This is a genomic window from Pectinatus frisingensis, assembly GCF_014076555.1.
GTDB classification, from domain to species: domain Bacteria; phylum Bacillota; class Negativicutes; order Selenomonadales; family Selenomonadaceae; genus Pectinatus; species Pectinatus frisingensis.
Genome location: NZ_CP045424.1, coordinates 667,865 through 691,554, shown reverse-complemented (window position 1 = coordinate 691,554; position 23,690 = coordinate 667,865). Strand labels below are relative to the sequence as shown.

Below are 23,690 nucleotides of genomic sequence, written 5' to 3'. Positions count from 1 at the left end.
CTATTAGTTATGCTGACTGGTACAAAATCCCCATATCACACCGCTTTATCTTCAACACTGTTTTCTGTATGCAATTTTCCTGCCGTATTTTGCTGTCCATTCTGCAGCAATTCCCATATTCGCTGCCTTAATCTGCCAAATTCAATTGATGCCCTAATACCGTCACGCGGCCGCGGCAGATCAACATTGATTACTTCTCTGACTGTGCCAGGATTAGCTGACATCACCACTACTCTGTCAGATAAAAAAATTGCTTCATCAATACTATGTGTAACAAAAATAATGGTCTTCTTTGTCTTCTCCCAGATACGCAGTAATTCTTCCTGCAAAGTTTCCCTGGTCTGGGCATCAACCGCTGCAAAAGGTTCATCCATCAACAGTACCTCAGGATCATATGCCAATGCTCTGGCAATTGCCACACGCTGCTTCATCCCACCGGACAATTCATGCGGATAGCGATCCTCAAACCCATTCAAATTAACAAGATCAATGAATCTCTGACCTATTTCTGTCCGTTCTTTCTTAGGTATATTTTTTATTTCCAGACCAAATTCAATATTTTTCCTGATAGTTCGCCAAGGAAATAATGCATATCCTTGCAAAACAATACCGCGATCCAGCGCTGGGCCAGTAATAAGCTTCCCATCCATGTAGATTTCGCCAGATGTTGGATGTGCTAACCCGGCAATCATATCCAAAAAAGTCGACTTTCCACAACCACTTGGTCCTACAATAACTAAAAACTCCTCTTTTTTTATTGTCACATTCACATTTTTCAATGCTTGAAATTCAGCTAATTCATTGCTGTCCTTTTCTTTTACTTTATATATTCTGTTGATGTTTACAGCAATAATTTTATCTATTTCGTCATTTGCAGGAGCATTATTACTAAAATCAGCCATATTGTTTCACTCCTCTTTAGTATTCACTAGGCAAATTTGTCATTGATTTATATCCAGTGCCATCAAATCCTCAGATTTCACCTTACCCACAGGAATAACGCCATGATCCTCCAAATCTTTTATCCATACATCAGCCAAGCGTGGGTTCAAATCAGTCTTCCCAGAATAGTAATGCGTCGCTGAAACAGGAACATGTATCCAGTTTTCTGTCAAGACCCGTGCCTCCTCTGGATTTTCATTGGCCCAGTTTTCAGCTTTGGACATTGCCTTGGCAAACTTTTTAACTATATCAGGATGCTTTTTAATAAAGTCGTCATTAAAGAAATAATAAGAAAGCCCTGCTGTCGGCCCAAGACCTGCATCAAAACTATCAGCAATTTTTATCATACCGGCATCTTCCATAGACTTATAATAAGGCGGGTGCACACCAGCCACAGTTACTAATCCCTGTTTTACTGCCTGTACAGCTTGAATATCAGGCATCGTTACCCATTCAATTTTGTCACGGGGAACGTTATTTTTGTCAGCAATGTTATTTGCTAAAAAATCTGCACAGATGTTAGTTGATATAGTGGAAAATTTGACTTTACCCTGAATATTATTTAAATCAGCAAATGATTTTATGCCGCTGTCCGGATTTACATACCAAGCCATATGACGCATTTTAGGATCGACTTCAGGTCCAGGATCAATACCGGCAGGTACTACAGCCTTGATTGTTGCCCCACCGTTAATAGCTACTGCAAGTGAATTTGGATGCGTACCGCCTCCAACATCATTGTTGCCGTTCATTACTGAAGGGATTTGCTGAGCTGGCTGAGTATCGCCAGTATAAACCACCTTAAGGCCTTCTTCCGCTAAAAAGCCTTTCTGGTCAGCTACAATCCACGGTGTTGAAGAACAATCGGTTTGAGACCATGTTCTTATCGGAAACAATCCGTCATCTGCCGTGGCATCTTGTCCATTTCCCTGAGCCTGATCACTATGATTGGCCCCATAAATTACGGCACCGATAATTACGATCCCAACTATACCAGCCAAAATTTTTTTAAAGTTTCTATTCATATCCGGCATCACGCTCCTATTTACCAACAAAAGTAAATATATTTTAACTTTGAAAATCAATATTCTGTGTCATCCGTTTGCCAAGAAAGAACATTTTTTTCAATCCTGACAAACAAATAATTCAAAGACAGCCCTAATACTGAAATAATAAAAGTAACTGCAAACAATTTAGGTATTTGATAATTTATCTGTGCATTCCATACCATCCAGCCCAAGCCTGTACTAGCACCAATCATTTCCGCTGCGATCAGCATAAAAAATGCCGTCCCGCAGCTCATCTTAAGGCCATGGAAAATTGGTGCCGCCGCTGCTGGTAAAATAACTTTAAAGAACAACGGTCTCCCCTGCATTCCCATTGAACGAGCTGATTTTACCAATAAAGGATCAACATTCCGTATACCGGCAATAGTATTTAACAAAATAGGCCATAAACATACCCAGAATATAATTGCTATCTTTGATATCTCACCAATTCCGAACAATAAAATAAATACAGGCAGCAATGCAAATGGATTAGCAGCATTCATCAGCCGCATAACCGGTGTAACTATACGCCGGAATATAGTATATGGTCCGCTTAAAAAGAACCCTAATGGAATTGCAATTACAACAGCAAAAATAAACCCAGCTACAGCACGAAACAAGCTGATGCCGATATGCTCTAAAAGTGTATTGCTTTCCAACAGTTTTAAAATAGTAATTATTATTGTTGATGGAGAAGCTACAAATGTATCTTTAACGATTCCTGTATCTACTAAAATTTCCCAAAAAACAAAAAATGCTACAATAGAAATATTAGAAACCACAATTTTTTTTAGCTCTATACCCAAAGCCTTAACCTTCACCGGACAAACTTTTGGAATTGAAAGTCCTTTTACTATAGTTTGCATAAAACTTGCCTCCTTATGACTAAAACATCATCAAAAATCAATTAGTTTCTTCCCGCCAATATACGATAATATCCTCCAGCCAATAAATAAAATAACTTAGAAGCATTCCTAAAAACGCAATAATAATACCGCCGGCAAATAAGCGCGGCATTAAACTGTTCGCTGTAGAATTAAGAATTATCCATCCTAAACCAGCCTTTGCTCCGATCATTTCTGCTGCAATCAGCATTAAAAAAGCGTGTGTGGTTCCATTATGGATACCTGTAAAAATAAACGGTGTCGTACCTGGCAGTATTACTTCCTTAAAAATTCTAAATCGCCCCGCCCCCATTGATTTAGCACTTTTTATATACAGAGGATCGACTTGTCTTACTCCTGCTACAGTGGTAAATAATACAGGCCAAAAAGCAGAACAAAAAATAATACTTATTTTTGCCGTTTCTCCTATACCGAACAGTAAAATGAAGATCGGGAACAATGCAAAAGCATTAATTTGACTACCTATTTTCAACAATGGCTGCAGGTAAGCAGCTGTTTTAGGAAAAGCCGCCAGAGAAAATCCAATAGGTACTGCTAAAACGACAGCCAAAACCACTCCAATAAACACTCGCTGCAGACTAGCTGCAATATGCAGCATCAAATGCTCTGCCAGAAACAGTTTAATAATAGCCGCAATGACTTTCGATAAAGGCGGGATGAATTGTCCGTCAATAATACCTGCCCTTGGTAAAAATTCCCACAATAATAAAAAAACAATTATGCCTAATGCATCAATAAGATGATTATTGATTTTTTTTATAAATTCTTCCATAGCAAATTTCTCCCCGTCCATTGACAAATAAACATCACATCTTTATTCTCTGTACAAAAACATATATAAAAAAATAAGGCATGGTATTTAAAACACTACCTGCCTTTACTACATTTATTCTATAACAGGATGTTCATATCAAAGCAGTAATGTATTTATTTTTGCACATACATTTACAATTCATAATGCAGCATTTGTTTATTAACATTGTCCCAATTCGCTCACTTTCTGCTATTAACTTATATCTTACTCATAATTATTTTTATCTTTATCTATATGGCAATCTATTTATATTGCATAATTGCTTTCTATATTGTCATACAAACCATAATCCATTAAAATCTTTTCTAAATCGTCCTGTTCCAATGGTTTAGGTATTACAAAAGACTTATTTTCTTCAATTTCCCTGGCCAGCTCTCTATATTCATCAGCCTGCTTGGCATCCGACTTGTATTCAATGACTGTTTTGCGTCTTATTTCAGCATGCTGCACAATATTGTCACGCGGAATAAAATGAATAAGCTGTGTTCCTAATTCTTCGGCAAAAGCCCGCAGCAATTCCGATTCTCTGTCGACATTACGGCTGTTGCAGATTATTCCGCCTAGCCGTACGCCACCCTTTACTGCATATCTTTGGATTCCTTTTGAAATATTATTAGCAGCGTATAGCGACATCATCTCACCGCTTGCTACTATATATATCTCTTTTGCCTTGCCTTCACGAATCGGCATGGCAAATCCACCGCAGACAACGTCGCCCAATACATCATAAAAAACATAATCCAGATCGTCCGTATAAGCTCCCATACGTTCCAATAAACCTATAGATGTTATAATGCCGCGCCCGGCGCATCCGACGCCCGGTTCCGGCCCGCCTGATTCAACGCAGCGTATATTTTTAAATCCGACTTTTACAATATTGTCGATATCAAAAGTTTGTCCTTTTTCCCGTAATGTGTCTAAAACTGTCTTTTGCGCCAATCCTCCCAATAAAAGCCTGGTCGAATCTGCTTTCGGATCGCAGCCGACAACCATAACGTGCCTTCCTTGTTCTGCCAATCCTGCAGTCAGGTTTTGCGTCGTTGTTGATTTACCGATACCACCTTTTCCATATATTGCAATCTGACGAATTTTTTTATCACCCATGAATTTTTATACTCCTTTGTTTTTGATTAACCATGTGAAAATGTTTCTTTAACGGAAATTTTATCAAGATATACTTGCCGGCTAAAGTTGTTTTTTCCTGGTATACCTACAGCATCAGCACGGCAATGCTGACAATGCCGAAATACATCTATATATTTACCGGCTTCGCATCTGACTGTTTCTATATCGATACAACTTGGTACAGAAAAATCCTTGAGCTTATGCTGCGGAATAAGAGGTATGATGTTATAAATTTCTGCGCCGCATTCTGCAACTGTTCTTGCTATCTCCTTTATATGAAACCTGTTTATCTCATTTACAAGTACAGTATTTACTTTTACTGTTATCCCTGCATCTGCGGCAGCTTTGATACCTGCGAACTGATTGCCGATAAGTATTTTCGCTCCAGCTTCACCCATAATTTTTTCTTTATGATAAACTATCCCATCATTCAGCTGAGCTTCGATCTTAGGATCAACAGCATTGACCGTTACTGTCAGTGTATCTACTCCTACTCGTAAAATATCCGGAAGCTTTTCCTTAAGAAGCAGCCCATTCGTGCTCATGCATTTTAAAAGCTTGGGAAATTGCCTGTCTATAAGCTCAAATGTTTTTATGGCATTGTCTGACGCAAGTGTATCACCAGGTCCTGCTATCCCAACTACTGTAATCTTCGGGCAGAATTTTATAGCTCGTTCTACATATTCACAAGCCTCACTCGGTGTTATCACCTTTGCGGCAACTCCTGGCCTGTTTTCTTCAGCATTGATACTGCGTTCACAGAAACGGCAGAAAATATTGCATCCGGGGCATACCGGCAAATGCATACGGCCGCGATTATTTCTGACACCGAAACACGGATGCTGTTCCCGCAAGACATTCATTTTCGTCGTCTTCTTCATTTCCATTTCTCCTTCGTTTTACTATGATGCATGCTGTAAACGCTTATCATATAAGATAATATAACCTATAGCCTTATTGATCATATTATCCGTTTCCAGCGGAGTTATATGCCTTTGAGCTAATATTGCTGCTGCACCGCTACCGATAGCTTCACATAAAACATATTTGCAGTCGTCAATTTTCTCTATCATTTTTTGCATGATCCCTGAATCATGGTTTCCATGTTGGCAGGGCGATTCTACTATCCGCTTTTCCAAAAAGAAATATGTGCCATCATCTAAAACTTCTGTAATATAAAATGTGTCAGCATGCCCAAAATGGCGATCTACTTGTTGCCCATCAGAAGACGCTGCTGCAATTTTATAGCCCATATAATATTCCTCCTTCAAAATATATTTAAATATATTTAAATACCAGAGTGTAGACAATAACCCCAAATTCCTCCCCAATATGGTAAAATTATATTGGGGAGGAATTTTTTATGTATGAAAAGAAAAATAGACAATCACAAAAACAAATACAATTTGTAGCACTGGACGATTTAGTTCCCAAAGATCACATACTTCGTGCTATAGATGAAGCAATAGATTTTAGTTTTATTTATGATGAAGTGGAAGGAATGTACTCAACTTCACAAAAAGGCAATTTAGGAGTAGATCCTGTATCCTTATTTAAAATAGTATTTATTCAATATTTGTTTGGAATAAGAAGCATGCGTCAAACAATAAGAGAAATAGATGTTAATGTTGCATACCGCTGGTTTATAGGCTACGGATTAATGGAGTCAGTCCCCCATTTTACAACGTTTGGTAAAAATTACAAACGAAGATTTGAAGGTACAGATATATTTGAACGAGTGTTTTATAGGATTTTAGATGAAGCACAAAAAGCAGGTTTCGTAGATACCAGTGCAATTTTTATAGATGGAACTCACATAAAGGCCAATGCTAACCGTAATAAAAAAGAACGTGTAAAAGTTGATCAAACAATAAAAAATTACCAGCAAGAATTGGAAAAAGAAATAGATGCTGATCGAAAAAAGCATGGTAAAAAACCTACAAAAAAAGGGCCTAAGCCACCATCAGGGAAAAGCATCTGCAAAAGTAAGACAGATCCAGAAAGTGGATTATTTGTAAAAGGAGAACATGAACGTTGCTTTGCCTATGTAGCTAATACAGCTTGTGATAAAAATAATTTCATATTGGATTTTGTTGTTGGAGCCGGCAATATCCATGACAGTCAAATGTTTCATGGCGTATATAAAAAACTAGATAAATACAATGACACAAATGAAGTAGTTGCGCTAGATGCCGGCTATAAAACCCCTGCTATTATGAGAGAGATTATAAAAAATGGAAAAATACCATCAGTTCCTTATAAACGACCAATGACTAAGCAGGGATTTTTTCGTAAGTACGAGTATGTATATGATGAATATTATGACTGTATGATTTGTCCAGCAAACCAAGTTTTAAAGTACTCAACCACCAATAAAGAAGGCTACCGTGAATACAAAAGTGATGCTAAAACATGTAAAAACTGTTCACTTTTAAGTCAGTGTACTAATAGTAAAAATTGTGTAAAAGTCATAACCTCGCATGTATGGTCAAAATATATGGAGCTTGCAGAAGAATACCGGTATGTTCCTAAATACAGGGATATTTATAAATTAAGAAGCCAAACAATAGAGCGCGTTTTTGCTGATGCAAAAGAAAAACATGCAATGCGTTATACAAGAATGAGCGGCCTAGAAAAAATTAAACTACAGGTAACGCTCACTTTCGCATGCATGAATTTAAAGAAGCTGGCAATGTGGAAGAAAAAGAAGAGGAAACTACCACCAGCAGTTTCCTCTTCTTTGACATTTTTAATGAAAAAATTCATTTTAAGATTAAATTTTGTGGATAAATATGATGAAAGCACCTGCTGTGGATAAATGCAGGTGCTTTCGTCTTTAGCCTGTAAATATTGAATAAATTATTATTTTATAGCGATAATACCGTTATAGATTTTACTAACAACATGATTAGGAATGGGGAAATAATATGACTTCGACAACTACTTTAGCAAAAAATTTTGCTACGATGAAAAATTTTTCATTACCTGGCGATGGTATAACACGACTTGCTTTTTCCGATGAAGACTGGAATGCCAGAGATTTTATTATAGGGTTAATGAAACAAGCCGGTCTTTCCATAAGGATTGATAGCTTTGGCAATATATTTGGACACAAAGAAGGACAGAATCCGCACGCACCCGCAGTAATGTGCGGTTCTCATATAGACAGCGTACCACATGGTGGTAATTTTGATGGTGTTTTAGGGGTTTTAGGAGCTATTGAGGCAATTAACCGAATGAACAAAAATGGGTTTATAAATTATAATCCATTAAAAATCGTAGTTTTTATGTGCGAAGAATCAAGCCGGTTCGGTGTCGCTACATTAGGCAGTAAGGCTATGTGCGGTGAATTGACTGTAAACGAAATGAAACGATTAAAAGATGCATCAAACAATTCTTTGTATGATGTATTATTGGCAAGAAATCTTCACCCCGATAATGTACAAAAAGAAATTCAACCAGGTGATTTAAAAGCCTGCATTGAAATGCATATCGAGCAAGGAAAAGTTTTAGAAACATTGCATAAAACCATCGGTGTTGTAACCGGTATTGCCGCACCTACCAGAATGAAATTAATACTTACCGGCAAAGCCGACCATTCTGGTGCCACCCCCATGGGGATGCGTAATGACGCTTTGTGTGCGGCAGCTGAAATCATTATTGCTGTAGAAAATGCCGCAGCAAACTCAGTCCGGCCAGCTGTGGGAACCGTCGGTATCGTAAAAGCAGCGCCTAATGTCATGAATGTAATTCCCGGTAAAGTTGAATTGGGCATAGATATTCGCAGCATTTATTCTCAGGTAAAAACTGATGTAACCGCTGATGTAAAGAAAAGTATAGAATCTATAACAAAAAACAGAAATATTGATTATAAAATTGAAATGCTTTCTAATGAGGAACCGGTGAAATTAAATCCATCGGTAATAGATACTATTGCAACTATATGTGAGAATAAAAAAATTACTTATCACAAAATGCCAAGTGGTGCCGGACATGACACTATGCATTTAGCACAACTTGCACCTGCCGGAATGATTTTTATTCCTTGCCGTGATGGTATCAGTCACAATCCGGCTGAATGGGCTGACATGGATGATATTGAGCAAGGTGTAAATGTATTATATGAAACACTCTGCTGCTTATCATCGAATAAATGACATAAAAAAATTAACACCAGACAGACACATTGATAACATTATTTATTTTTTAACGTTGACAAATTAACAATATTTATCTATTATAAATTACGTTAAACAATTAATCATGCAGTACAATATTGTTTATATAGGATATATGCAATGACGCATATTTAATAATATGTGGCAGCGTATATCCTTTTTTTGTTGTGCTGCGAACTTATAATAAGGGAGAGGTAATCATGATAGTGTTTATGTCGATTTTAGGAATTATTACAGTCATTGCCGTAGTATACCTTATTGTTAAAGGGTATGACGCTCGTGTTGTTTTGATTGGTGCCGGAATTTTTATGAGCTGCATAGGTGGAGTTCCTATGGCAGCATTAAATGCATTTGCCAAGAGTATGACAAATTCAGGCTTAATACAGGCAGTTTGTTCTGTAATGGGGTTTGCTATGGCCATACGCTTCACCGAGTGTGATAAACATTTAATAAATGCCATGGCATTTATTTTAAAAAGATTCAGACCACTATTAATTCCCGGAGTTGTAATCTGCACCTATTTGGTAAATATAGCATTGCCCAGTGCAGCCGGAACAGCAGCTGCAGCAGGAGCAATTTTCGTTCCGCTGTTAATGGCCGGTGGTGTAAATCCGGCAATGGCCGCTGCCGCTGTCAAATGCGGGACATATGGCAGCATGCTCAATCCAGGTCTTGCCCACAATCCCTTTGTTGCAAAAATTGCCGGCGTTGGTGTCATGGACGTTATCAGCTATCACTATAAAGCCAACCTTGCATCATTAGCAGTGGCAACTGTTTTAATTACCACATTGGCTTATGTGTTAAAAGAGGACAAGGGCTATGTTTCAAAAAATCTTACACTAGATAGTTCTTTTAAAGTAAATTTATTACACGCAGTCATGCCGATAGTTCCAATAGTTATATTAATACTCGGTGAAACCCACATCATGCCGATTTTTAAAATGGGTGTACCGCAAGCGATGATAATCGGTGCCTTGTTGACATTATTAGTAACTCGTACTAGTCCATCTGCATTAGGTAAAGCTTTTTTCGACGGAATGGGTAAAGCTTATGGTTCTATTTTAGGTATAATTATCTCAGCGGGTGTATTTGTAGCAGGATTGACCTCAATTGGTTTAGTCAAATTATTCATCAATGCTATGCTCAACACTCCTGCTATCGTAAAACTTTGCGCTGCTGTCGGACCATTTATTCTGGCTATTCTTGTAGGATCAGGCGATGCCGCTACATTTGCATTTAATGAAGCCATCACGCCACATGCAGCAGCTTTTGGCATGACTCCTGTACAAATGGGCAGTGCCGCTACTTTGGCCGGAACATTAGGACGCACAATGTCACCAATAGCAGGCGCAACAATAATCGTTGCCGGTATTGCAGGAATCAATCCTGTTGAAGTCGCAAAAAGAAATTGCCTGCCCATGATTGGTGCCCTGATTATTGGTATGTTTATGCTTTTATACTAATTTAGACTAAATCAATACATAATTCAGAATGCAAAAGGGACTGCCGCACGTGACATTTTCTATTCATAAGTATGCATATTCCCCTCTTTTTGCTCTTCTCCAAAAGACAGAGAACTGTTGGTTGATTGCATCTTTATGAGGTCAATACCGTTTGTGCGACAGTTCATTTTATTTACAGCGTCAGTAAAGATTTTAAAAACATTATATTCAATATCTTCGAGAAAATAGATTTTATTATACCATCAGGCACATTATAAATTCAAATAACTAAAACAATTTTATTTGAAGCAATAAAATATAAATCATTTAATAATACAAAATGTTATATTCTGTTTTTTATAGTATAATGATTAGAGAATAATGTAGGGAGCATGATACTTTGAAAATAGCAGCCAGTGATTTTGATGGTACTTTATATCGAAAAAATCAAAAAGTAACAATGGAAGATCTTGCCGCTATTGCTCATTGGCGGGCAGCCGGTAATCTATTTGGCATTGCTACAGGTCGTGGTCTAGTTCTGATCTTGCAAAGAATTTATGAATATAATATTCCATTTGATTTTCTTGTATGCACAAATGGTGCAGCAGTTTTTGATGACAAGCTTAATATTTTAGCAAATCATATCTTGCCTACACAAATCCAACAAGATTTACTATCACAAAAGATGGTCGAACATTGCCAGTATGTTATATTTTTCACTACAAAAAAAGCTTATTTATACCCCATTTATAATGAAATTTGTATAGATTCGGCCAATTTGAACATTCCCAAAATTACGTTGCAAGAAGCTTTCAGACTATCCGGACTTATACAAATAACTTTATTTTATCCTGATGCGGAAGAAACAGCAGTTGCCCAGTCAATACTGCAAAATCATTACTCAGGCAGTTTGTATATAAGTTCCAACCAATGTTTTGTTGACATCACTGCATGTGGCGTTGATAAAGCAACCGGACTGCAAGAACTTTTACAAGAGCAGCATTGGAATCATATGCCGCTCTTGACTATCGGAGATGACAAAAACGATTTACCAATGATTGAGAGATTTCAAGGTTATACGGTAGAAAGTGCAGCAGATTTAATCAAAAAAACTGCCGTCAAAGTCTATCCTTCGGTGGGTGATTTACTACTGGACCATTTGACATCATAGGCGGCCATTTCATTGCAGCTTATTGCATACAATATAGTTCAAAAGAACATCCATTAATGAAAATAGAAATGAGGTATATAATGAACGGGACAGAACGAAAAAATATCCGCCCTGGAATAAAAGTAAAAATCGTACAAAAACAGCATCAAAAAACCGGGCAATTAACCGAAGGTATTGTAAAAGACATTCTGACAAATAGTGCCATACACCACAGAGGTATAAAGGTACGTCTTGAAAATGGAATCATCGGCAGAGTTCAAGAAATTTTGTAACATCATATTTAGTAGCTGCTATTATGTGAGGAAGCTGACATCTTTTGGCCAATATTATAGAAATACATGATTTTACTGCTCCGGAATTAGCATTATTTAATCGTTTAACTGAAGTACAGCTTCGCAACCGCTCAGATCCTGAAAAGGGTATATTTATTGCGGAAAGTTCCAAGGTAATTGAACTGGCTCTAAAATCAGGCTGCAAACCACTGGCTTTTTTAATGGAACGAAAACGCATCTCAGGTCAGGCACATGATATTATTGAAAACTATGGCAATGTTCCCGTATATACAGGTGACCGTGAATTATTAGCAACATTAACCGGTTATAAACTTACACGCGGTATTTTATGTGCCATGACCCGCCCCAAACTGCCCGCAGCCGAAAGTCTAATACCTTCAGCCCAGCGTATAGCCATACTTGATGGCATTACAGACTCTACTAACGTTGGGGCAATATTCCGTTCTGCGGCAGCTTTAAATATTGATGCCATACTCATAACCTCATCTTGCTGTGATCCGTTGTGCCGACGCTCAGTACGTGTCAGCATGGGAACTGTTTTCCAACTGCCTTGGTCTCATTTGGTGAAGGATATATCCATACTAAAAAAATGGGGGTTTAAAACAGCCGCTCTGGTATTAAATAATAATTCCATCAGTATTGAAGATAAATCATTAGCTGCTGAAAAACGACTGGCCTTAATTTTTGGTAGCGAAGGCTATGGCCTGCCACCGGCCATTATCGCTGCTTGCGATTATGTAGTAAAAATCCCCATGGCACATCAGGTCGATTCGCTTAATGTTGCTGCTGCAAGTGCTGTTGCGTTTTGGCAGCTAAGGATAAGATAAATAATATAATAATGATTTATAGTCAAAACAGGTGATTCCATTTGAAAAAACTTGACAGAAATTTTTTCACAATAAAAAAACAACGAATCACCCGTGACACTCCTATTATAGATATATTTCAATAAAATGTTTTTTCAATGACTAATTTGTATAAGCAAACTGGTTGTGCTAAAATACGAACAAACAATAAAAAATGGAGATGTCAACTATGGACAAAAAATTATTGGACTATATAACGGACAGAACACATGACTTAATAAACGCCCCGTCATGCTGCAATGAGGCAAAAGCAGCAGCTCATGCCTGGTTAGCCGCCATCGGTACAAACCAGCAGGCAGCTGAAACAAAAAAATATATTACTGAACTAAAAGCCGATATCATGCCGATAAATATGTTGATTGCCTTCGTTGAATCAGACAAAGGCGCACAAGTTTTTGGTACAGATACGGCTAAAAATATTGCGGCTCATGCCAGGCAGATCCAATCTGCCGGAGCAAAATATTGTGATTGTCCAGCCTGTACGGCTGCAGCTGCCATTCTCAGTAAAGCAAATATGCTTCTTTAAAACAAACCATAAAACAGGGCTGCCACATGCAAACATTTCAATTCACAAATAATGCTGTCCCATTTTCCTTGTCTATTCCAGGAAAACAAAAAACCCTATGAGGGTAAGCTACATTTTTTATGAGATCGATGTCGTCGGTGTGACAGCCCCGCTTTTATTATTTGAGCTGTATTCTCTTAACTTAATGCTTTATCAAGTGCTGTTTTTACATATTTTTTTATTTCTTCATAGCTTTGTCCCGGTTGAGCCTCATATAATTTTTCCCTGCCAATGAATAAAGAAGGCACATAATAATATTTATATCCTTTTATGGCGTCAGGTTCTTCATTTTCCTCATGCCATTGAATAGGAACAGCTGAATAATCTTCATTTTCCATTATCAATTCTTTAATAGCCTTCTTGGCTTTATGACAATAAGGACAATCTGTCAAGTAAAATGCCGTAATTGTTTTCATGTGTAATCCCCCCTTTATGTTAATATGTTATAGCGTACTTTAATTCTCAGGTATTGTCAATTATGTTCATACTGCAAAATACTTTTCCATTGAGCATATCGCCTAATCTTTCAATAACTCTCCTGCCGTTGAATACTTTTTGTCTTACTCTACGGAAAGTTTATTGAAAAACAATCGAAAGTTTTATACAATTCAATATGGAGGTACTGTTCAATGGAAAATAATAAAATAGGAAATGTAATTCGCATATTGCGGCAAAAAGCAAATATGACACAAAAACAACTTGCAGATAAAATGAATATTAGTGATAAGACCGTTTCCAAATGGGAACGCAATCTGGGATGGCCAGATATTTCACTTATAGCTCAACTTTCGAATATTCTTAATGTGGACACACAGAAATTATTGCTTGGTGATATAACTCCAAATGATATTGTAGCTGGTAATATGAAAAATACAAAATATTATATCTGTCCGTCATGCAACAATATTTCACTTTGTACTGGTAGAGCAACGGTTTCATGCTGCGGCAAACAATTAAGAGAACAAACTGTTAAAAAAGCTCCGGAAAATGAAAAATTATCAGTACAATTCATAGAGGACGACTGGCATATTACCAGTAATCATCCTATGGCAAAAACGCATTATATTTCATTTGTTGCATTTACTGCAGGAGGCCAAATCAATTTACTCAAGCAATATCCCGAATGGGACTTAGATGTACGAATTCCAAAAAGAGGTCATGGAATACTGATATGGTATTGCACTATACATGGCTTATTTTATCAATTGATCTAACAAAAAAAACTCACAGTCTATTTATTTCCCCGATTTAAACTGTGAGTTTTTACAAACAAATTTTCTCTTCAAATATTTTATATATAATTTTTTACTTATAATCGCTATTACAATTTACATAGATACCTAAAATTCAGCATTGCCTAATTAAATTCTTGACAAAAGTATAACTTCATCTTATCATTTACTAGAACATATTCAACAACAGGAGGAAAAATATGAGAAAACGGCAGCGTTCGGAAGACCATTTAACAGAAGTCCGGCACAAAATCTTAAACAGTGCTAAGGATCTTTTCACTCATCAAGGATATAAAAAGACTACTATTCGGCAAATTGTGGAAAAATCCGGTATATTAACCGGAAGTATCTACTATCTTTATAAAAATAAAGAAGATATTTTTCAGGCCCTGATTTTATCTTTGACTAAAAATTGTATTAAAAAAATTGATGATATTTACGCTGAAGAATCCCCTGAATTTCGTTATGCAGCTGTGTGCGCTGTGGAACTAAAAGCTGTAGAGAACGATGCCATTGTCCGGGAATGTTACTTTGCTGGATATTCCTCCCGCATGATATTTGAACAATTGGTAATACAATTCACAGATTTAGCAATGGCACTATTTACAGGTACAAAACATGCCTGTTCCAGAGAGGATTACTTTCATAAGACATTGCTTATCAAGGGCGCTATGCGAAGCTGCATTGCCGAATTTTATTTTACACGGCCAATAAATCACCAGATAAGTTGTCATCAGTGTATTACTTTAGCTCTTTATATTCTCGGTTTTGAACAGTCCGAGATCACTCATGTAATTAGCAGAATTGAAAATTTAACTGATGAATGGTCGCGGATTGGTAACCACTTGCGGGATTATCCAGTTGAAAAATGAATTAATCTGCATATATCAATATTTTTTATTCATTTTTTGAACACGTTCAATATATTATTAAAATAACTTCAATCCAGCCAAATTAATAACTTATACTGTATTGCTGCAAATAAACTTTGAGTCAGTATAATATCCGGCTCTATTACAAATACAATTAAGGCTACAGGTGATATCTCATGAATTTTCTTACTGTTTTACGTGATGAAACAAGGTATATTTTTAGCGGCCGTTTTCCTATTATTTTTATAATTTTTTTTGTACCATTATTGTTCACTATACTTTTCGGCATCATATATGAAAAAAACGTTGTCAATAATATTCCTATGGCTGTATATGACCAGGATCAAGGCAAATTAAGCCGGGCACTCATCCAGGCATACAATGATTCAGAACGATACAATATTATTACTTATGTACAATCACAGGAAGATTTGGAGAATCAAATTTTGGAAGGCAAAGTACTTATTGCCCTCGATATTCCTAATGATTTTTCAAAACGAGTAAAATTGGGACAAAAAGCTAATATATTGTTTATCGTCAATTCAACAAATAATATGTTCGGTAATGCAGCCATAAGTTCTGCCCAAGAAATAAACAGGACTTTTTCGCTGGCAGTTGGTTCACAAATACTTGAAGCTGGTGGATTTCTCCCGCAAAATGCCATAAATGCAGTTTATCCAATACATCTTGGAGTACGTATTCTCAACAACCCAATTAATGGTTATGGTTCTTTTATGTTGTCAGGTCTCATGCTCAACGGATTTCAAATCGGACTTATGCTTGCCTTCTCTCCCACTATTGTAACGGAAATACTCCGTCGCCGCTATGGCAGAGAATATTCTTCATTATCTATCGACATGGGTAAAATTATGCCATACTGGTTTACCAGCCTTATATCTTTCGCTTTATCCCTTTTCGTCCTCATATATTGTTTTGATATACCAATGCATGGCAACTGGAGCGAAGCACTTTGTCTGGCCGGCGGATTTTCATTCTTTGTGCTTTGTGTACTTATGCTATTTTCATCTTGCTGCCCATCCCGAATTTTATCTCTTCAAGTTCCGATGGTGTACATCATGCCAGGCCTTTTGTACAGTGGCCTGTCTTGGCCGTCATTTGATATGAACGCCATTGCGGGAACTATTTCTTTATTTCTTCCTATGTCCTGGGCTGGAGATAACCTGCGTGATATCTTATTAGCAGGATATGCACCTCACCTATGGCATGATTGTATGATAATGTTTGCTAATGGATGTATTGCAGCATTATTGGCTACCTTGATTGTTGCTGTCCGCAGACACTATGAATGGAAAAAGGAGAAAAACTGACCATGCAGCTCATGATAAATCTTTTTCAGCGGGAATGGCAACAGTGCACTCATGATATCAGACGTTTCATATTTCTTTTTGGTGCTGCAGCAGCCTATCTCATTATATTTGGTCTTTTGTATGTTCCCAACATCATAACACATGTTCCCTGTATTATTTATGATAACGACCAATCTGCCATAAGTCGTCAGCTTACTCGAGAATTTGAAGACAGTGACAGTTTTCACGTAATAAGCTATGCCGCCTCAAAAGAAGAAATGTTATCAGCTCTACAGGAAAAACGAGTTTATGCTGCCATAGAAATTCCTAAAGATTTTTCTCAAAAAATCACAATTGGAGACTCATCCACTTTACTTTTTATGGTTAATGGTTCCAATATTATCCTAACTAATGTTACCAGTTCAGCGGCACAAAACATCACAACACATTTTTCTGATCGATTAGCAAGCCAGCAAGCGGCATTACGCTATTCCCTGGATCAACAGACCGCACTGCAGCGCATTGCTCCCATACAATATAATTTTCGCATTCTCAACAACTCCACGCAAGGCTATACTCTATTCTTTCTTATAGGGCTGGCTCTTGTAGCATTCCAACAAGGTATATTTTTCAGTGTGGGTGCTTCAACAACTTATGAATACGAACACCCGGAACTGCGCAGTAAATTCAAAACAGAACAATTATTGTTGATAAAGTATATATTTTACTGGATTTTATCCATGTTTTCATACGGTATGGTTGTTTTTCTCTGCCATGTATTATGGGGTATTCCTATAAAAGCACCATTATGGCAAATATCTATACTAGGAGCAGCTTTTTGCTTTTCTGCTATAGCCTTTTGTACATTTTTTGCTTCTTTATTCCGCAAAGAAATGCAGTTTGTGCGTGGTATTATTATGTATCCTGTCCCAGCGTTTATTTTTTCCGGCTATACCTGGCCTGCTGCATCAATGCCGCCAGTCATGCAGACTCTTGCAGCTGCATTTCCATTATCATGGTTATCCAATACTGCCAGAGAATTGTTTCTTTCCGGTGAGTCACCACATTTGAAGCAAAGTATACTGGCCTTAATAATATTGGGAATTATTTGCAGCATACTAGCTTATATTACTTATGACAATGGATTAAAGGAAACGAGAATAGCTATCAAAAATAAATTTATTATTCCTTAATGCAAAAATATGTGCTTTATAGTAAAAGAGTTGTTACCCATACTCATTTTCATTCATGAATATGAGTATTTTACTTTCTTTGTCTGTCTTTAAATGAGCAGGAACCACATAGCGATAACGGAGGTTGGTTGCTTTTTTGCAAAATCAATGCCATTCATACAACAGCCTATTTTAATTGAATAATGCCCGGCACACCCTATAAAATAACGGAGTAATACATTACTGTTTACTCCGTTACAAAACTAATCTATAGGATTTTTTGTAGCCTTTAACCGTGCTTTTGCACGTTCCAAGGCGGCTTGCGCACGCATTGAATCAATATTTTTATATTCTTCCTGAGATTTTTGCAATGCATCAAGTCGTTCTTTTGCCCTACCATATGCTTTTTTGGCACGATTGACATCGATATTTATTGGCAATTCAGCTGCAGATGCCAGGACTGTGATTTTATCAGGCTTCACTTCCATAAATCCACCACAGACAGCAATGAGTTCTTCACTGCTGTCTTCTTTTTTCACACGCATAGCGTGTGGCAAAATACCTGTCACCAACGGGGCATGTTTGGGTAAAATGCCCAGCTCACCACCCGTAGAGCGAACAATGGCCATTCCAATATTCTCAGAATAAACCTTTTTATTAGGAGTGACAATTTCCAAATTAACTGTTGCCATGGACTATGCCTCCTGTTTTGCTTTTTTTGCTGCTTCTACGGCTTCATCTATACTGCCAACCATATAAAATGCACTTTCTGGCAGATCATCGTATTTACCTTCCAATATTTCCTTAAAACCACGGATAGTTTCTTTAAGCGGGACATATTTACCGGGGCTTCCGGTAAATTGTTCGGCCACAAAAAACGGCTGACTCAAAAATCTCTGAATTTTACGAGCCCTGGCAACTGTAAGTTTATCTGCATCAGACAATTCTTCCATGCCCAGGATAGCTATTATATCCTGCAATTCTTTATACTTTTGCAATACAGCCTGAACTCCGCGGGCAACTTCGTAATGATCTTCCCCAATTACATGCGGATCCAGAATGCGTGAAGTAGAATCAAGTGGATCAACTGCCGGATATATACCTAATTCAGCGATCTGACGTGATAATACTGTTGTTGCATCAAGATGAGTAAATGTAGCTGCAGGCGCCGGGTCAGTCAAGTCATCTGCCGGGACATATACTGCCTGAACAGAAGTTATGGAACCTTTCTTAGTTGAAGTAATACGTTCCTGCAATGCTCCCACATCTGTTGTAAGAGTAGGCTGATAGCCAACAGCTGACGGCATACGACCCAGCAATGCCGAAACTTCAGAACCAGCCTGAATGAAGCGGAATATGTTATCAATAAACAGCAATACATCCTGATGCTGTACATCACGGAAATATTCAGCCATTGTAAGACCAGTCAAAGCTACTCGCATACGAGCCCCTGGTGGTTCATTCATCTGTCCATATACCAGCGCTGTTTTATTAATTACACCTGATTCCGTCATTTCTGACCAAAGGTCATTGCCCTCACGAGTACGTTCACCAACACCAGAAAATACAGAATATCCACCGTGCTGTGTTGCAATATTATGAATAAGCTCCATGATAAGAACGGTCTTGCCAACACCTGCACCACCGAATAAACCTATCTTCCCACCACGGGAATATGGTGCAATAAGGTCAACAACTTTTATACCTGTTTCCAAAATCTGTGTTGATGTTTCTTGTTCATCAAATTTCGGAGCAGGTCTATGTATAGGCCAGAACTCTTTATTACCGACAGGTGCCGGATTGTGATCCACTGTCTGCCCTAATACATTAAAAACACGTCCCAATGTTTCTTCACCCACTGGTACTTTAATTGGGGAACCAGTGTCAACAGCTTCCATACCGCGTGTCAATCCATCCGTAGAGTTCATTGCTATACACCGGGTTATTCCATCACCCAGGTGCTGCATTACTTCTACAGTCAGATTTATATCAATATCGCCGGACTTACCTTTTATGGTAATAGCATTTAAAATTGATGGCAACTCTTCGGCAGGAAATTCAATATCTACTACAGGCCCTATGACCTGTACAATTTTACCCTTAGCCAACGATTAAAAACCTCCTCACTTCAGTGCTTCTGCACCGCCCACAATTTCGGTGATTTCGCGGGTAATATTGGCCTGACGAACCTTATTATAATATAGATCCAGTCGTGCCATCAAATCCTGGGCATTATCTGTCGCATTACTCATAGCAGTCATTCTGCTTGACAACTCACTAGCTGCTGCCTGCAATAATGCGGCATACACCATTGTTATAAAATATTGTGGTAACAAAAAACCTAATACATCTTCTGCCGATGGTTCATAAATATATTCAGCCGCCGGTTTTTTTGCTTCCTCTTTACCAATATTTTCCAATGGTAACAATTTCACAGTTTCCGGCACAGCCGAAATCGCCGAAATAAACCGTGTATAAATCATATATACATCTTTATATTTACCCTTTGTAAACTGCTCCATTACTTCTGATGCGATTTTACGCGCATCATCGTATCTGGGGCGTTCACTAAAATCTATATAACTCTTTACAACATTGTAGCCATGATTCTTAAAATGCTCCGTTGCTTTACGCCCAACACTTATTATATCAAGGTTAACCGAATTCACTGTTACAAAGTCTTTACCAATATCAGAATTTTGTTCTGAAACAAATGTTTTATTAATATTACCCTTATCTGCTTTTTCATGTTCCAGTACAAAATTTTCTGCCTCTGCTGTCCCTGTAACATGAATCTTCGCTTCTTTAAAAACATTGCTGGCATAAGCACCAGCCAGTCCCTTATCGGAAGAAAGTATAACGAACAGAGTTTTCCCAGTATCATGCACTTCCAGCAGCGGATGCGTGAGTCCATTATTACTGGCAGCTATATCACCGATAACCTGATACATTTTCTCTGTATAGGGTCTATTAGCGATAGCTGCCATCTGAGCCCTGCGCAATCGCGCCGACGCCACCATTTTCATAGCCTTAGTTATCTGTTCAATACTTTTTACACTTTTTACACGATGGCGGATATCCTGTAAGCTGGCCAAAGGTTAATCACCTCGCCCTTTATATTGATTCAATTATTTATCAAAAATAAATTCTCATATATCAAACGGTATATGATGCTTTAAACTCTTCTATAGATTTTTTAATATTTTCCTCTAAATCATCATCAAGTTTTTGCTGTTTGTTGATTTGCTCGATCAGCTCAGCATGTGACGAATTAATGAACTTAAGATAATCACGTTGAAATACCGTTACTTTTTCTACTGGAACATCAGTTAAAAATCCACGTACAGCTGTAAAAATAACCAATATTTGTTCAGCTACATTCAATGGTGAATACTGCGCCTGCTTCAACGTTTCCACCATGCGGGCGCCACGGTCCAGCTGGTCCTTTGTATCTTTATCAAGATCAGAACCAAATTGAGCAAATGCCGCCAATTCACGATACTGCGCAAGATCAAGACGCATACGTCCAGCTACTTGTTTCATTGCCTTTATCTGCGCACTGCCACCAACACGGGAAACTGAAAGGCCAACGTCTATAGCAGGTCTCACCCCTGAGTAAAACATTTCTGTCTGCAGCATTATCTGTCCATCAGTAATGGAGATGACATTAGTCGGGATATAACCGGATAAATCACCCGCCAGTGTTTCGATTATCGGCAATGCCGTTATTGAACCGCCACCCAGTTCATCGGATAATTTTGCAGCACGTTCCAACAACCTTGAATGTAAATAAAATACATCCCCAGGATAAGCTTCACGCCCTGGTGGTCTGCGCAGCAACAAGCTCATTGCCCGATAAGCTGCCGCATGTTTAGATAAATCGTCATATACACACAAAGCATGCTTACCCTTATACATAAAATACTCGGCCATTGATACACCAGCATAAGGTGCGATATACTGCAAAGGCGCACTGTCAGCTGCGGTCGCTGCAACGACAATACTATACTGCATGGCGCCATGATCTTCCAGAGTTTTTACTACCCGGGCAACTGTAGACGCCTTTTGTCCTATTGCTACATATACACAAATACAATTTTCACCTTTTTGGTTTAAAATGGTATCTACAGCTATAGCTGTTTTACCAGTACCACGGTCACCAATTATAAGTTCACGCTGACCGCGCCCAATAGGCACCAATGCATCAATGGCTTTTATCCCTGTCTGAAGTGGTTCATGTACAGATTTTCTATCAGCAATCCCCGGAGCTGGATATTCTACTGGCCGATTTTCAGTGCTATTGATAGGTCCCTTGCCATCAATAGGCCGACCAAGGGCATCAACAACACGGCCGATCATTGCTTCACCAACAGGTACCTGCATGATTCTGCCCGTGCGTTTTACGGTCATACCCTCTTTAATTTTATATTCACCGCCAAGTAAAACTGCACCGACACTATCCTGGTCCAAATTCAAAACAAGGCCGTAAATATCATTACCAAAATCAAGAAGTTCGCCTGACATTGCCTTATCCAGACCATGAATGTGAGCTATGCCGTCACCAATTTCCATGACAGTACCGACATCATCAACATTCAAATCAACATCATAGTTTTTGATCTGATCCTTGATAATGGCTGTTATTTCCTCAGGATTCATTTTCATAAAAAGTTAGTCACCCCAATCAACAATTTGCCATCAGTTGTTTCTTTATAGATTTGATTTGGCCTACAACGCTGCCGTCAATAAGTCTATCACCTATTTTTATAACGATACCGCCAATAAGCGACGGATCAATACGTTCTCTTAACTGGATGCGCTTTTCTGTTACATTTTCCAATTTTTTTACGAGGCCAGCCTTTTGGTCATTTGTCAAAGCCACAGCCGTTCTTACATAGGCAAGCTGAATACCTTGTGCTTCGTTGGAAAGAGCGTGAAAACTTGTGATAATCTCTGTCAGCAATGTTATACGATGTTTATCAACCAACAGCAGCATAAAGTTAACCACTGACTGATCAAAATCATCAGACAGGATTTTCTTCATAAGTTCTTTTTTAGCTTGTATAGCAACCTGTGGATTGTCCATAAATGCCTTCAATCCTACACATTCATCAAATAATCTACCAATTTGAGCCAATTGTTTATCACTTTGAGCCAGTTTATTTTCTTCCTGTGCCAGTTCAAACATAGCTGCAGCATATTTCTTTGCCAATAAAATATTTAACATGATAAGCCACCCAGCTTATCTTTATCAAGTTTCTCGATGAAATCTCCCACCAGTTTTTTATTGGCAGATTCATCCATGTTCGCAGCAATTATCTTACTTGCCGCCGCCATAGACAAAGAAACCACTTCACCTTTCAACTGCATGGCAGCACGTTCACGATCACGTGCGATATCTTCTTTAGCATTCTTGCGCATTTGTTCAATTTCCTGCTTTGTCTGTGCTATAGAAGCATCATGCTCTTCTTGAGCACGTTTCATAGCCTTATCAACTATACTCTGAGCCGAAACACGTGCATCAGCGAGCTGTTTTTGATATTCTCCTAAAACCTGCTGGGCTTTCTTTTCGTCATTTTCTGCTGATTCTATTGAATTGGCGATTTTAGCCTGACGATCATGAAGCATTTTCATGATCGGTTTATAAGCAAATTTCTTAAGCAGGATGACCAGTACAATAAAATTGACGAGTTGCGCCAAAAGCGTTCCATCAATATTAATCAATTCACCTGTCCCCCTTTTTCATAAACTCAATCG

25 protein-coding genes are annotated in these 23,690 nt (G+C 38.1%); 11 read left to right on the top strand and 14 right to left on the bottom strand.

The features are described from left to right. Positions 1-35 precede the first annotated feature (35 nt). The 7 genes from F8M42_RS03355 to F8M42_RS03325 form a co-directional block, all read right to left on the bottom strand. Entirely contained in the window at positions 36-902 is an 867-nt protein-coding gene (locus F8M42_RS03355; protein WP_182187964.1) for an ABC transporter ATP-binding protein, read from the bottom strand. 39 nt (positions 903-941) lie between these two features. After that, entirely contained in the window at positions 942-1,967 is a 1,026-nt protein-coding gene (locus F8M42_RS03350) for an ABC transporter substrate-binding protein (protein WP_229711425.1), read from the bottom strand. Positions 1,968-2,023: 56 nt separating this feature from the next. Continuing rightward, positions 2,024-2,857, bottom strand: coding sequence for an ABC transporter permease (locus tag F8M42_RS03345; protein ID WP_182187962.1), 834 nt, complete (start codon positions 2,855-2,857; stop codon positions 2,024-2,026). 37 nt (positions 2,858-2,894) lie between these two features. Continuing rightward, on the bottom strand, positions 2,895-3,668 hold the full coding sequence (locus tag F8M42_RS03340) for an ABC transporter permease (RefSeq protein ID WP_182187961.1): 774 nt from the start codon (positions 3,666-3,668) through the stop codon (positions 2,895-2,897). 288 nt (positions 3,669-3,956) lie between these two features. Next, on the bottom strand, positions 3,957-4,799 hold the full coding sequence (nifH, locus tag F8M42_RS03335) for a nitrogenase iron protein (protein WP_196594972.1): 843 nt from the start codon (positions 4,797-4,799) through the stop codon (positions 3,957-3,959). Between the two features lie 41 nt (positions 4,800-4,840). After that, on the bottom strand, positions 4,841-5,716 hold the full coding sequence (locus F8M42_RS03330; RefSeq protein ID WP_229711423.1) for a radical SAM protein: 876 nt from the start codon (positions 5,714-5,716) through the stop codon (positions 4,841-4,843). A 21-nt stretch (positions 5,717-5,737) separates the two neighbouring features. Beyond that, a complete protein-coding gene (locus F8M42_RS03325) occupies positions 5,738-6,088 on the bottom strand; it encodes a NifB/NifX family molybdenum-iron cluster-binding protein (protein ID WP_182187959.1) in 351 nt (116 codons plus the stop codon). 110 nt (positions 6,089-6,198) lie between these two features. On the opposite strand from F8M42_RS03325, the gene F8M42_RS03320 reads away from it, so the two are divergent. The 7 genes from F8M42_RS03320 to F8M42_RS03290 all read left to right on the top strand — a co-directional run bounded on the left by F8M42_RS03320 (position 6,199) and on the right by F8M42_RS03290 (position 13,311). Further along, positions 6,199-7,653, top strand: coding sequence for an IS1182 family transposase (locus F8M42_RS03320; RefSeq protein ID WP_182187276.1), 1,455 nt, complete (start codon positions 6,199-6,201; stop codon positions 7,651-7,653). A 109-nt stretch (positions 7,654-7,762) separates the two neighbouring features. Next, the gene (locus F8M42_RS03315) at positions 7,763-8,992 is read left to right on the top strand and encodes a M20 family metallo-hydrolase (RefSeq protein WP_182187958.1); all 1,230 of its coding nucleotides are present in this window, start codon (positions 7,763-7,765) and stop codon (positions 8,990-8,992) included. A 221-nt stretch (positions 8,993-9,213) separates the two neighbouring features. Beyond that, entirely contained in the window at positions 9,214-10,476 is a 1,263-nt protein-coding gene (gene dcuC, locus F8M42_RS03310; protein WP_229711421.1) for a C4-dicarboxylate transporter DcuC, read from the top strand. 379 nt (positions 10,477-10,855) lie between these two features. After that, positions 10,856-11,626, top strand: a complete 771-nt coding sequence (locus F8M42_RS03305) for an HAD-IIB family hydrolase (RefSeq protein WP_182187957.1) — start codon at positions 10,856-10,858, stop codon at positions 11,624-11,626. 80 nt (positions 11,627-11,706) lie between these two features. Then, positions 11,707-11,898, top strand: coding sequence for a YwbE family protein (locus F8M42_RS03300; protein ID WP_182187956.1), 192 nt, complete (start codon positions 11,707-11,709; stop codon positions 11,896-11,898). Between the two features lie 44 nt (positions 11,899-11,942). Continuing rightward, positions 11,943-12,746: a TrmH family RNA methyltransferase gene (locus F8M42_RS03295; protein ID WP_182187955.1), complete on the top strand. Its 804-nt coding sequence runs from the start codon at positions 11,943-11,945 to the stop codon at positions 12,744-12,746. A 208-nt stretch (positions 12,747-12,954) separates the two neighbouring features. Further along, the gene (locus F8M42_RS03290) at positions 12,955-13,311 is read left to right on the top strand and encodes a molecular chaperone Hsp90 (RefSeq protein WP_182187954.1); all 357 of its coding nucleotides are present in this window, start codon (positions 12,955-12,957) and stop codon (positions 13,309-13,311) included. 176 nt (positions 13,312-13,487) lie between these two features. On the opposite strand, the gene F8M42_RS03285 is transcribed toward F8M42_RS03290, so the two are convergent. Then, positions 13,488-13,766, bottom strand: coding sequence for a glutaredoxin family protein (locus F8M42_RS03285; RefSeq protein ID WP_182187953.1), 279 nt, complete (start codon positions 13,764-13,766; stop codon positions 13,488-13,490). A 213-nt stretch (positions 13,767-13,979) separates the two neighbouring features. On the opposite strand from F8M42_RS03285, the gene F8M42_RS03280 reads away from it, so the two are divergent. The 4 genes from F8M42_RS03280 to F8M42_RS03265 all read left to right on the top strand — a co-directional run bounded on the left by F8M42_RS03280 (position 13,980) and on the right by F8M42_RS03265 (position 17,954). Beyond that, the gene (locus F8M42_RS03280) at positions 13,980-14,564 is read left to right on the top strand and encodes a helix-turn-helix domain-containing protein (protein WP_182187952.1); all 585 of its coding nucleotides are present in this window, start codon (positions 13,980-13,982) and stop codon (positions 14,562-14,564) included. A 218-nt stretch (positions 14,565-14,782) separates the two neighbouring features. Next, positions 14,783-15,454, top strand: a complete 672-nt coding sequence (locus tag F8M42_RS03275) for a TetR/AcrR family transcriptional regulator (protein ID WP_182187951.1) — start codon at positions 14,783-14,785, stop codon at positions 15,452-15,454. Positions 15,455-15,630: 176 nt separating this feature from the next. Then, complete coding sequence (locus F8M42_RS03270) at positions 15,631-16,782, top strand: ABC transporter permease (protein ID WP_182187950.1); 1,152 nt, start codon at positions 15,631-15,633, stop codon at positions 16,780-16,782. After that, complete coding sequence (locus tag F8M42_RS03265; protein WP_182187949.1) at positions 16,761-17,954, top strand: ABC transporter permease; 1,194 nt, start codon at positions 16,761-16,763, stop codon at positions 17,952-17,954. The genes F8M42_RS03270 and F8M42_RS03265 overlap by 22 nt, the downstream gene beginning before the upstream one ends. A 242-nt stretch (positions 17,955-18,196) precedes the next feature. Here the strand turns inward: F8M42_RS03265 and F8M42_RS03260 are convergent, their stop codons facing one another. The 6 genes from F8M42_RS03260 to atpF all read right to left on the bottom strand — a co-directional run bounded on the left by F8M42_RS03260 (position 18,197) and on the right by atpF (position 23,657). After that, positions 18,197-18,625 (bottom strand): F0F1 ATP synthase subunit epsilon, encoded by a 429-nt coding sequence (locus tag F8M42_RS03260; RefSeq protein WP_182187948.1) that lies wholly within the window; start codon positions 18,623-18,625, stop codon positions 18,197-18,199. A 3-nt stretch (positions 18,626-18,628) separates the two neighbouring features. Next, entirely contained in the window at positions 18,629-20,041 is a 1,413-nt protein-coding gene (gene atpD, locus F8M42_RS03255) for a F0F1 ATP synthase subunit beta (protein WP_182187947.1), read from the bottom strand. 15 nt (positions 20,042-20,056) lie between these two features. Then, positions 20,057-21,028 carry an ATP synthase F1 subunit gamma gene (gene atpG / locus F8M42_RS03250; RefSeq protein ID WP_182187946.1) on the bottom strand — a complete coding sequence of 324 codons (972 nt, stop codon included), beginning with the start codon at positions 21,026-21,028 and terminating at the stop codon, positions 20,057-20,059. Between the two features lie 61 nt (positions 21,029-21,089). Further along, entirely contained in the window at positions 21,090-22,598 is a 1,509-nt protein-coding gene (gene atpA / locus F8M42_RS03245) for a F0F1 ATP synthase subunit alpha (protein ID WP_182187945.1), read from the bottom strand. Between the two features lie 19 nt (positions 22,599-22,617). Continuing rightward, complete coding sequence (atpH, locus tag F8M42_RS03240; RefSeq protein WP_182187944.1) at positions 22,618-23,160, bottom strand: ATP synthase F1 subunit delta; 543 nt, start codon at positions 23,158-23,160, stop codon at positions 22,618-22,620. Next, positions 23,154-23,657: a F0F1 ATP synthase subunit B gene (atpF, locus tag F8M42_RS03235; RefSeq protein WP_182187943.1), complete on the bottom strand. Its 504-nt coding sequence runs from the start codon at positions 23,655-23,657 to the stop codon at positions 23,154-23,156. Before atpF ends, atpH begins: the two co-directional genes overlap by 7 nt. Positions 23,658-23,690: the final 33 nt, after the last annotated feature.

Bases quoted from the DNA above. Each gene is read 5' to 3' on its own strand.
- F8M42_RS03275 (WP_182187951.1), top strand. From the start codon at position 14,783: ATGAGAAAACGGCAGCGTTCGGAAGACCATTTAACAGAAGTCCGGCAC.
- F8M42_RS03350 (WP_229711425.1), bottom strand. From the start codon at position 1,967: ATGAATAGAAACTTTAAAAAAATTTTGGCTGGTATAGTTGGGATCGTA.
- F8M42_RS03290 (WP_182187954.1), top strand. From the start codon at position 12,955: ATGGACAAAAAATTATTGGACTATATAACGGACAGAACACATGACTTA.
- F8M42_RS03320 (WP_182187276.1), top strand. From the start codon at position 6,199: ATGTATGAAAAGAAAAATAGACAATCACAAAAACAAATACAATTTGTA.
- F8M42_RS03325 (WP_182187959.1), bottom strand. From the start codon at position 6,088: ATGGGCTATAAAATTGCAGCAGCGTCTTCTGATGGGCAACAAGTAGAT.
- F8M42_RS03330 (WP_229711423.1), bottom strand. From the start codon at position 5,716: ATGAAGAAGACGACGAAAATGAATGTCTTGCGGGAACAGCATCCGTGT.
- F8M42_RS03345 (WP_182187962.1), bottom strand. From the start codon at position 2,857: ATGCAAACTATAGTAAAAGGACTTTCAATTCCAAAAGTTTGTCCGGTG.
- F8M42_RS03340 (WP_182187961.1), bottom strand. From the start codon at position 3,668: ATGGAAGAATTTATAAAAAAAATCAATAATCATCTTATTGATGCATTA.
- F8M42_RS03285 (WP_182187953.1), bottom strand. From the start codon at position 13,766: ATGAAAACAATTACGGCATTTTACTTGACAGATTGTCCTTATTGTCAT.
- F8M42_RS03260 (WP_182187948.1), bottom strand. From the start codon at position 18,625: ATGGCAACAGTTAATTTGGAAATTGTCACTCCTAATAAAAAGGTTTAT.
- F8M42_RS03355 (WP_182187964.1), bottom strand. From the start codon at position 902: ATGGCTGATTTTAGTAATAATGCTCCTGCAAATGACGAAATAGATAAA.
- F8M42_RS03300 (WP_182187956.1), top strand. From the start codon at position 11,707: ATGAACGGGACAGAACGAAAAAATATCCGCCCTGGAATAAAAGTAAAA.
- atpA (WP_182187945.1), bottom strand. From the start codon at position 22,598: ATGAAAATGAATCCTGAGGAAATAACAGCCATTATCAAGGATCAGATC.
- F8M42_RS03270 (WP_182187950.1), top strand. From the start codon at position 15,631: ATGAATTTTCTTACTGTTTTACGTGATGAAACAAGGTATATTTTTAGC.
- F8M42_RS03265 (WP_182187949.1), top strand. From the start codon at position 16,761: ATGGAAAAAGGAGAAAAACTGACCATGCAGCTCATGATAAATCTTTTT.
- F8M42_RS03315 (WP_182187958.1), top strand. From the start codon at position 7,763: ATGACTTCGACAACTACTTTAGCAAAAAATTTTGCTACGATGAAAAAT.
- F8M42_RS03280 (WP_182187952.1), top strand. From the start codon at position 13,980: ATGGAAAATAATAAAATAGGAAATGTAATTCGCATATTGCGGCAAAAA.
- dcuC (WP_229711421.1), top strand. From the start codon at position 9,214: ATGATAGTGTTTATGTCGATTTTAGGAATTATTACAGTCATTGCCGTA.
- atpH (WP_182187944.1), bottom strand. From the start codon at position 23,160: ATGTTAAATATTTTATTGGCAAAGAAATATGCTGCAGCTATGTTTGAA.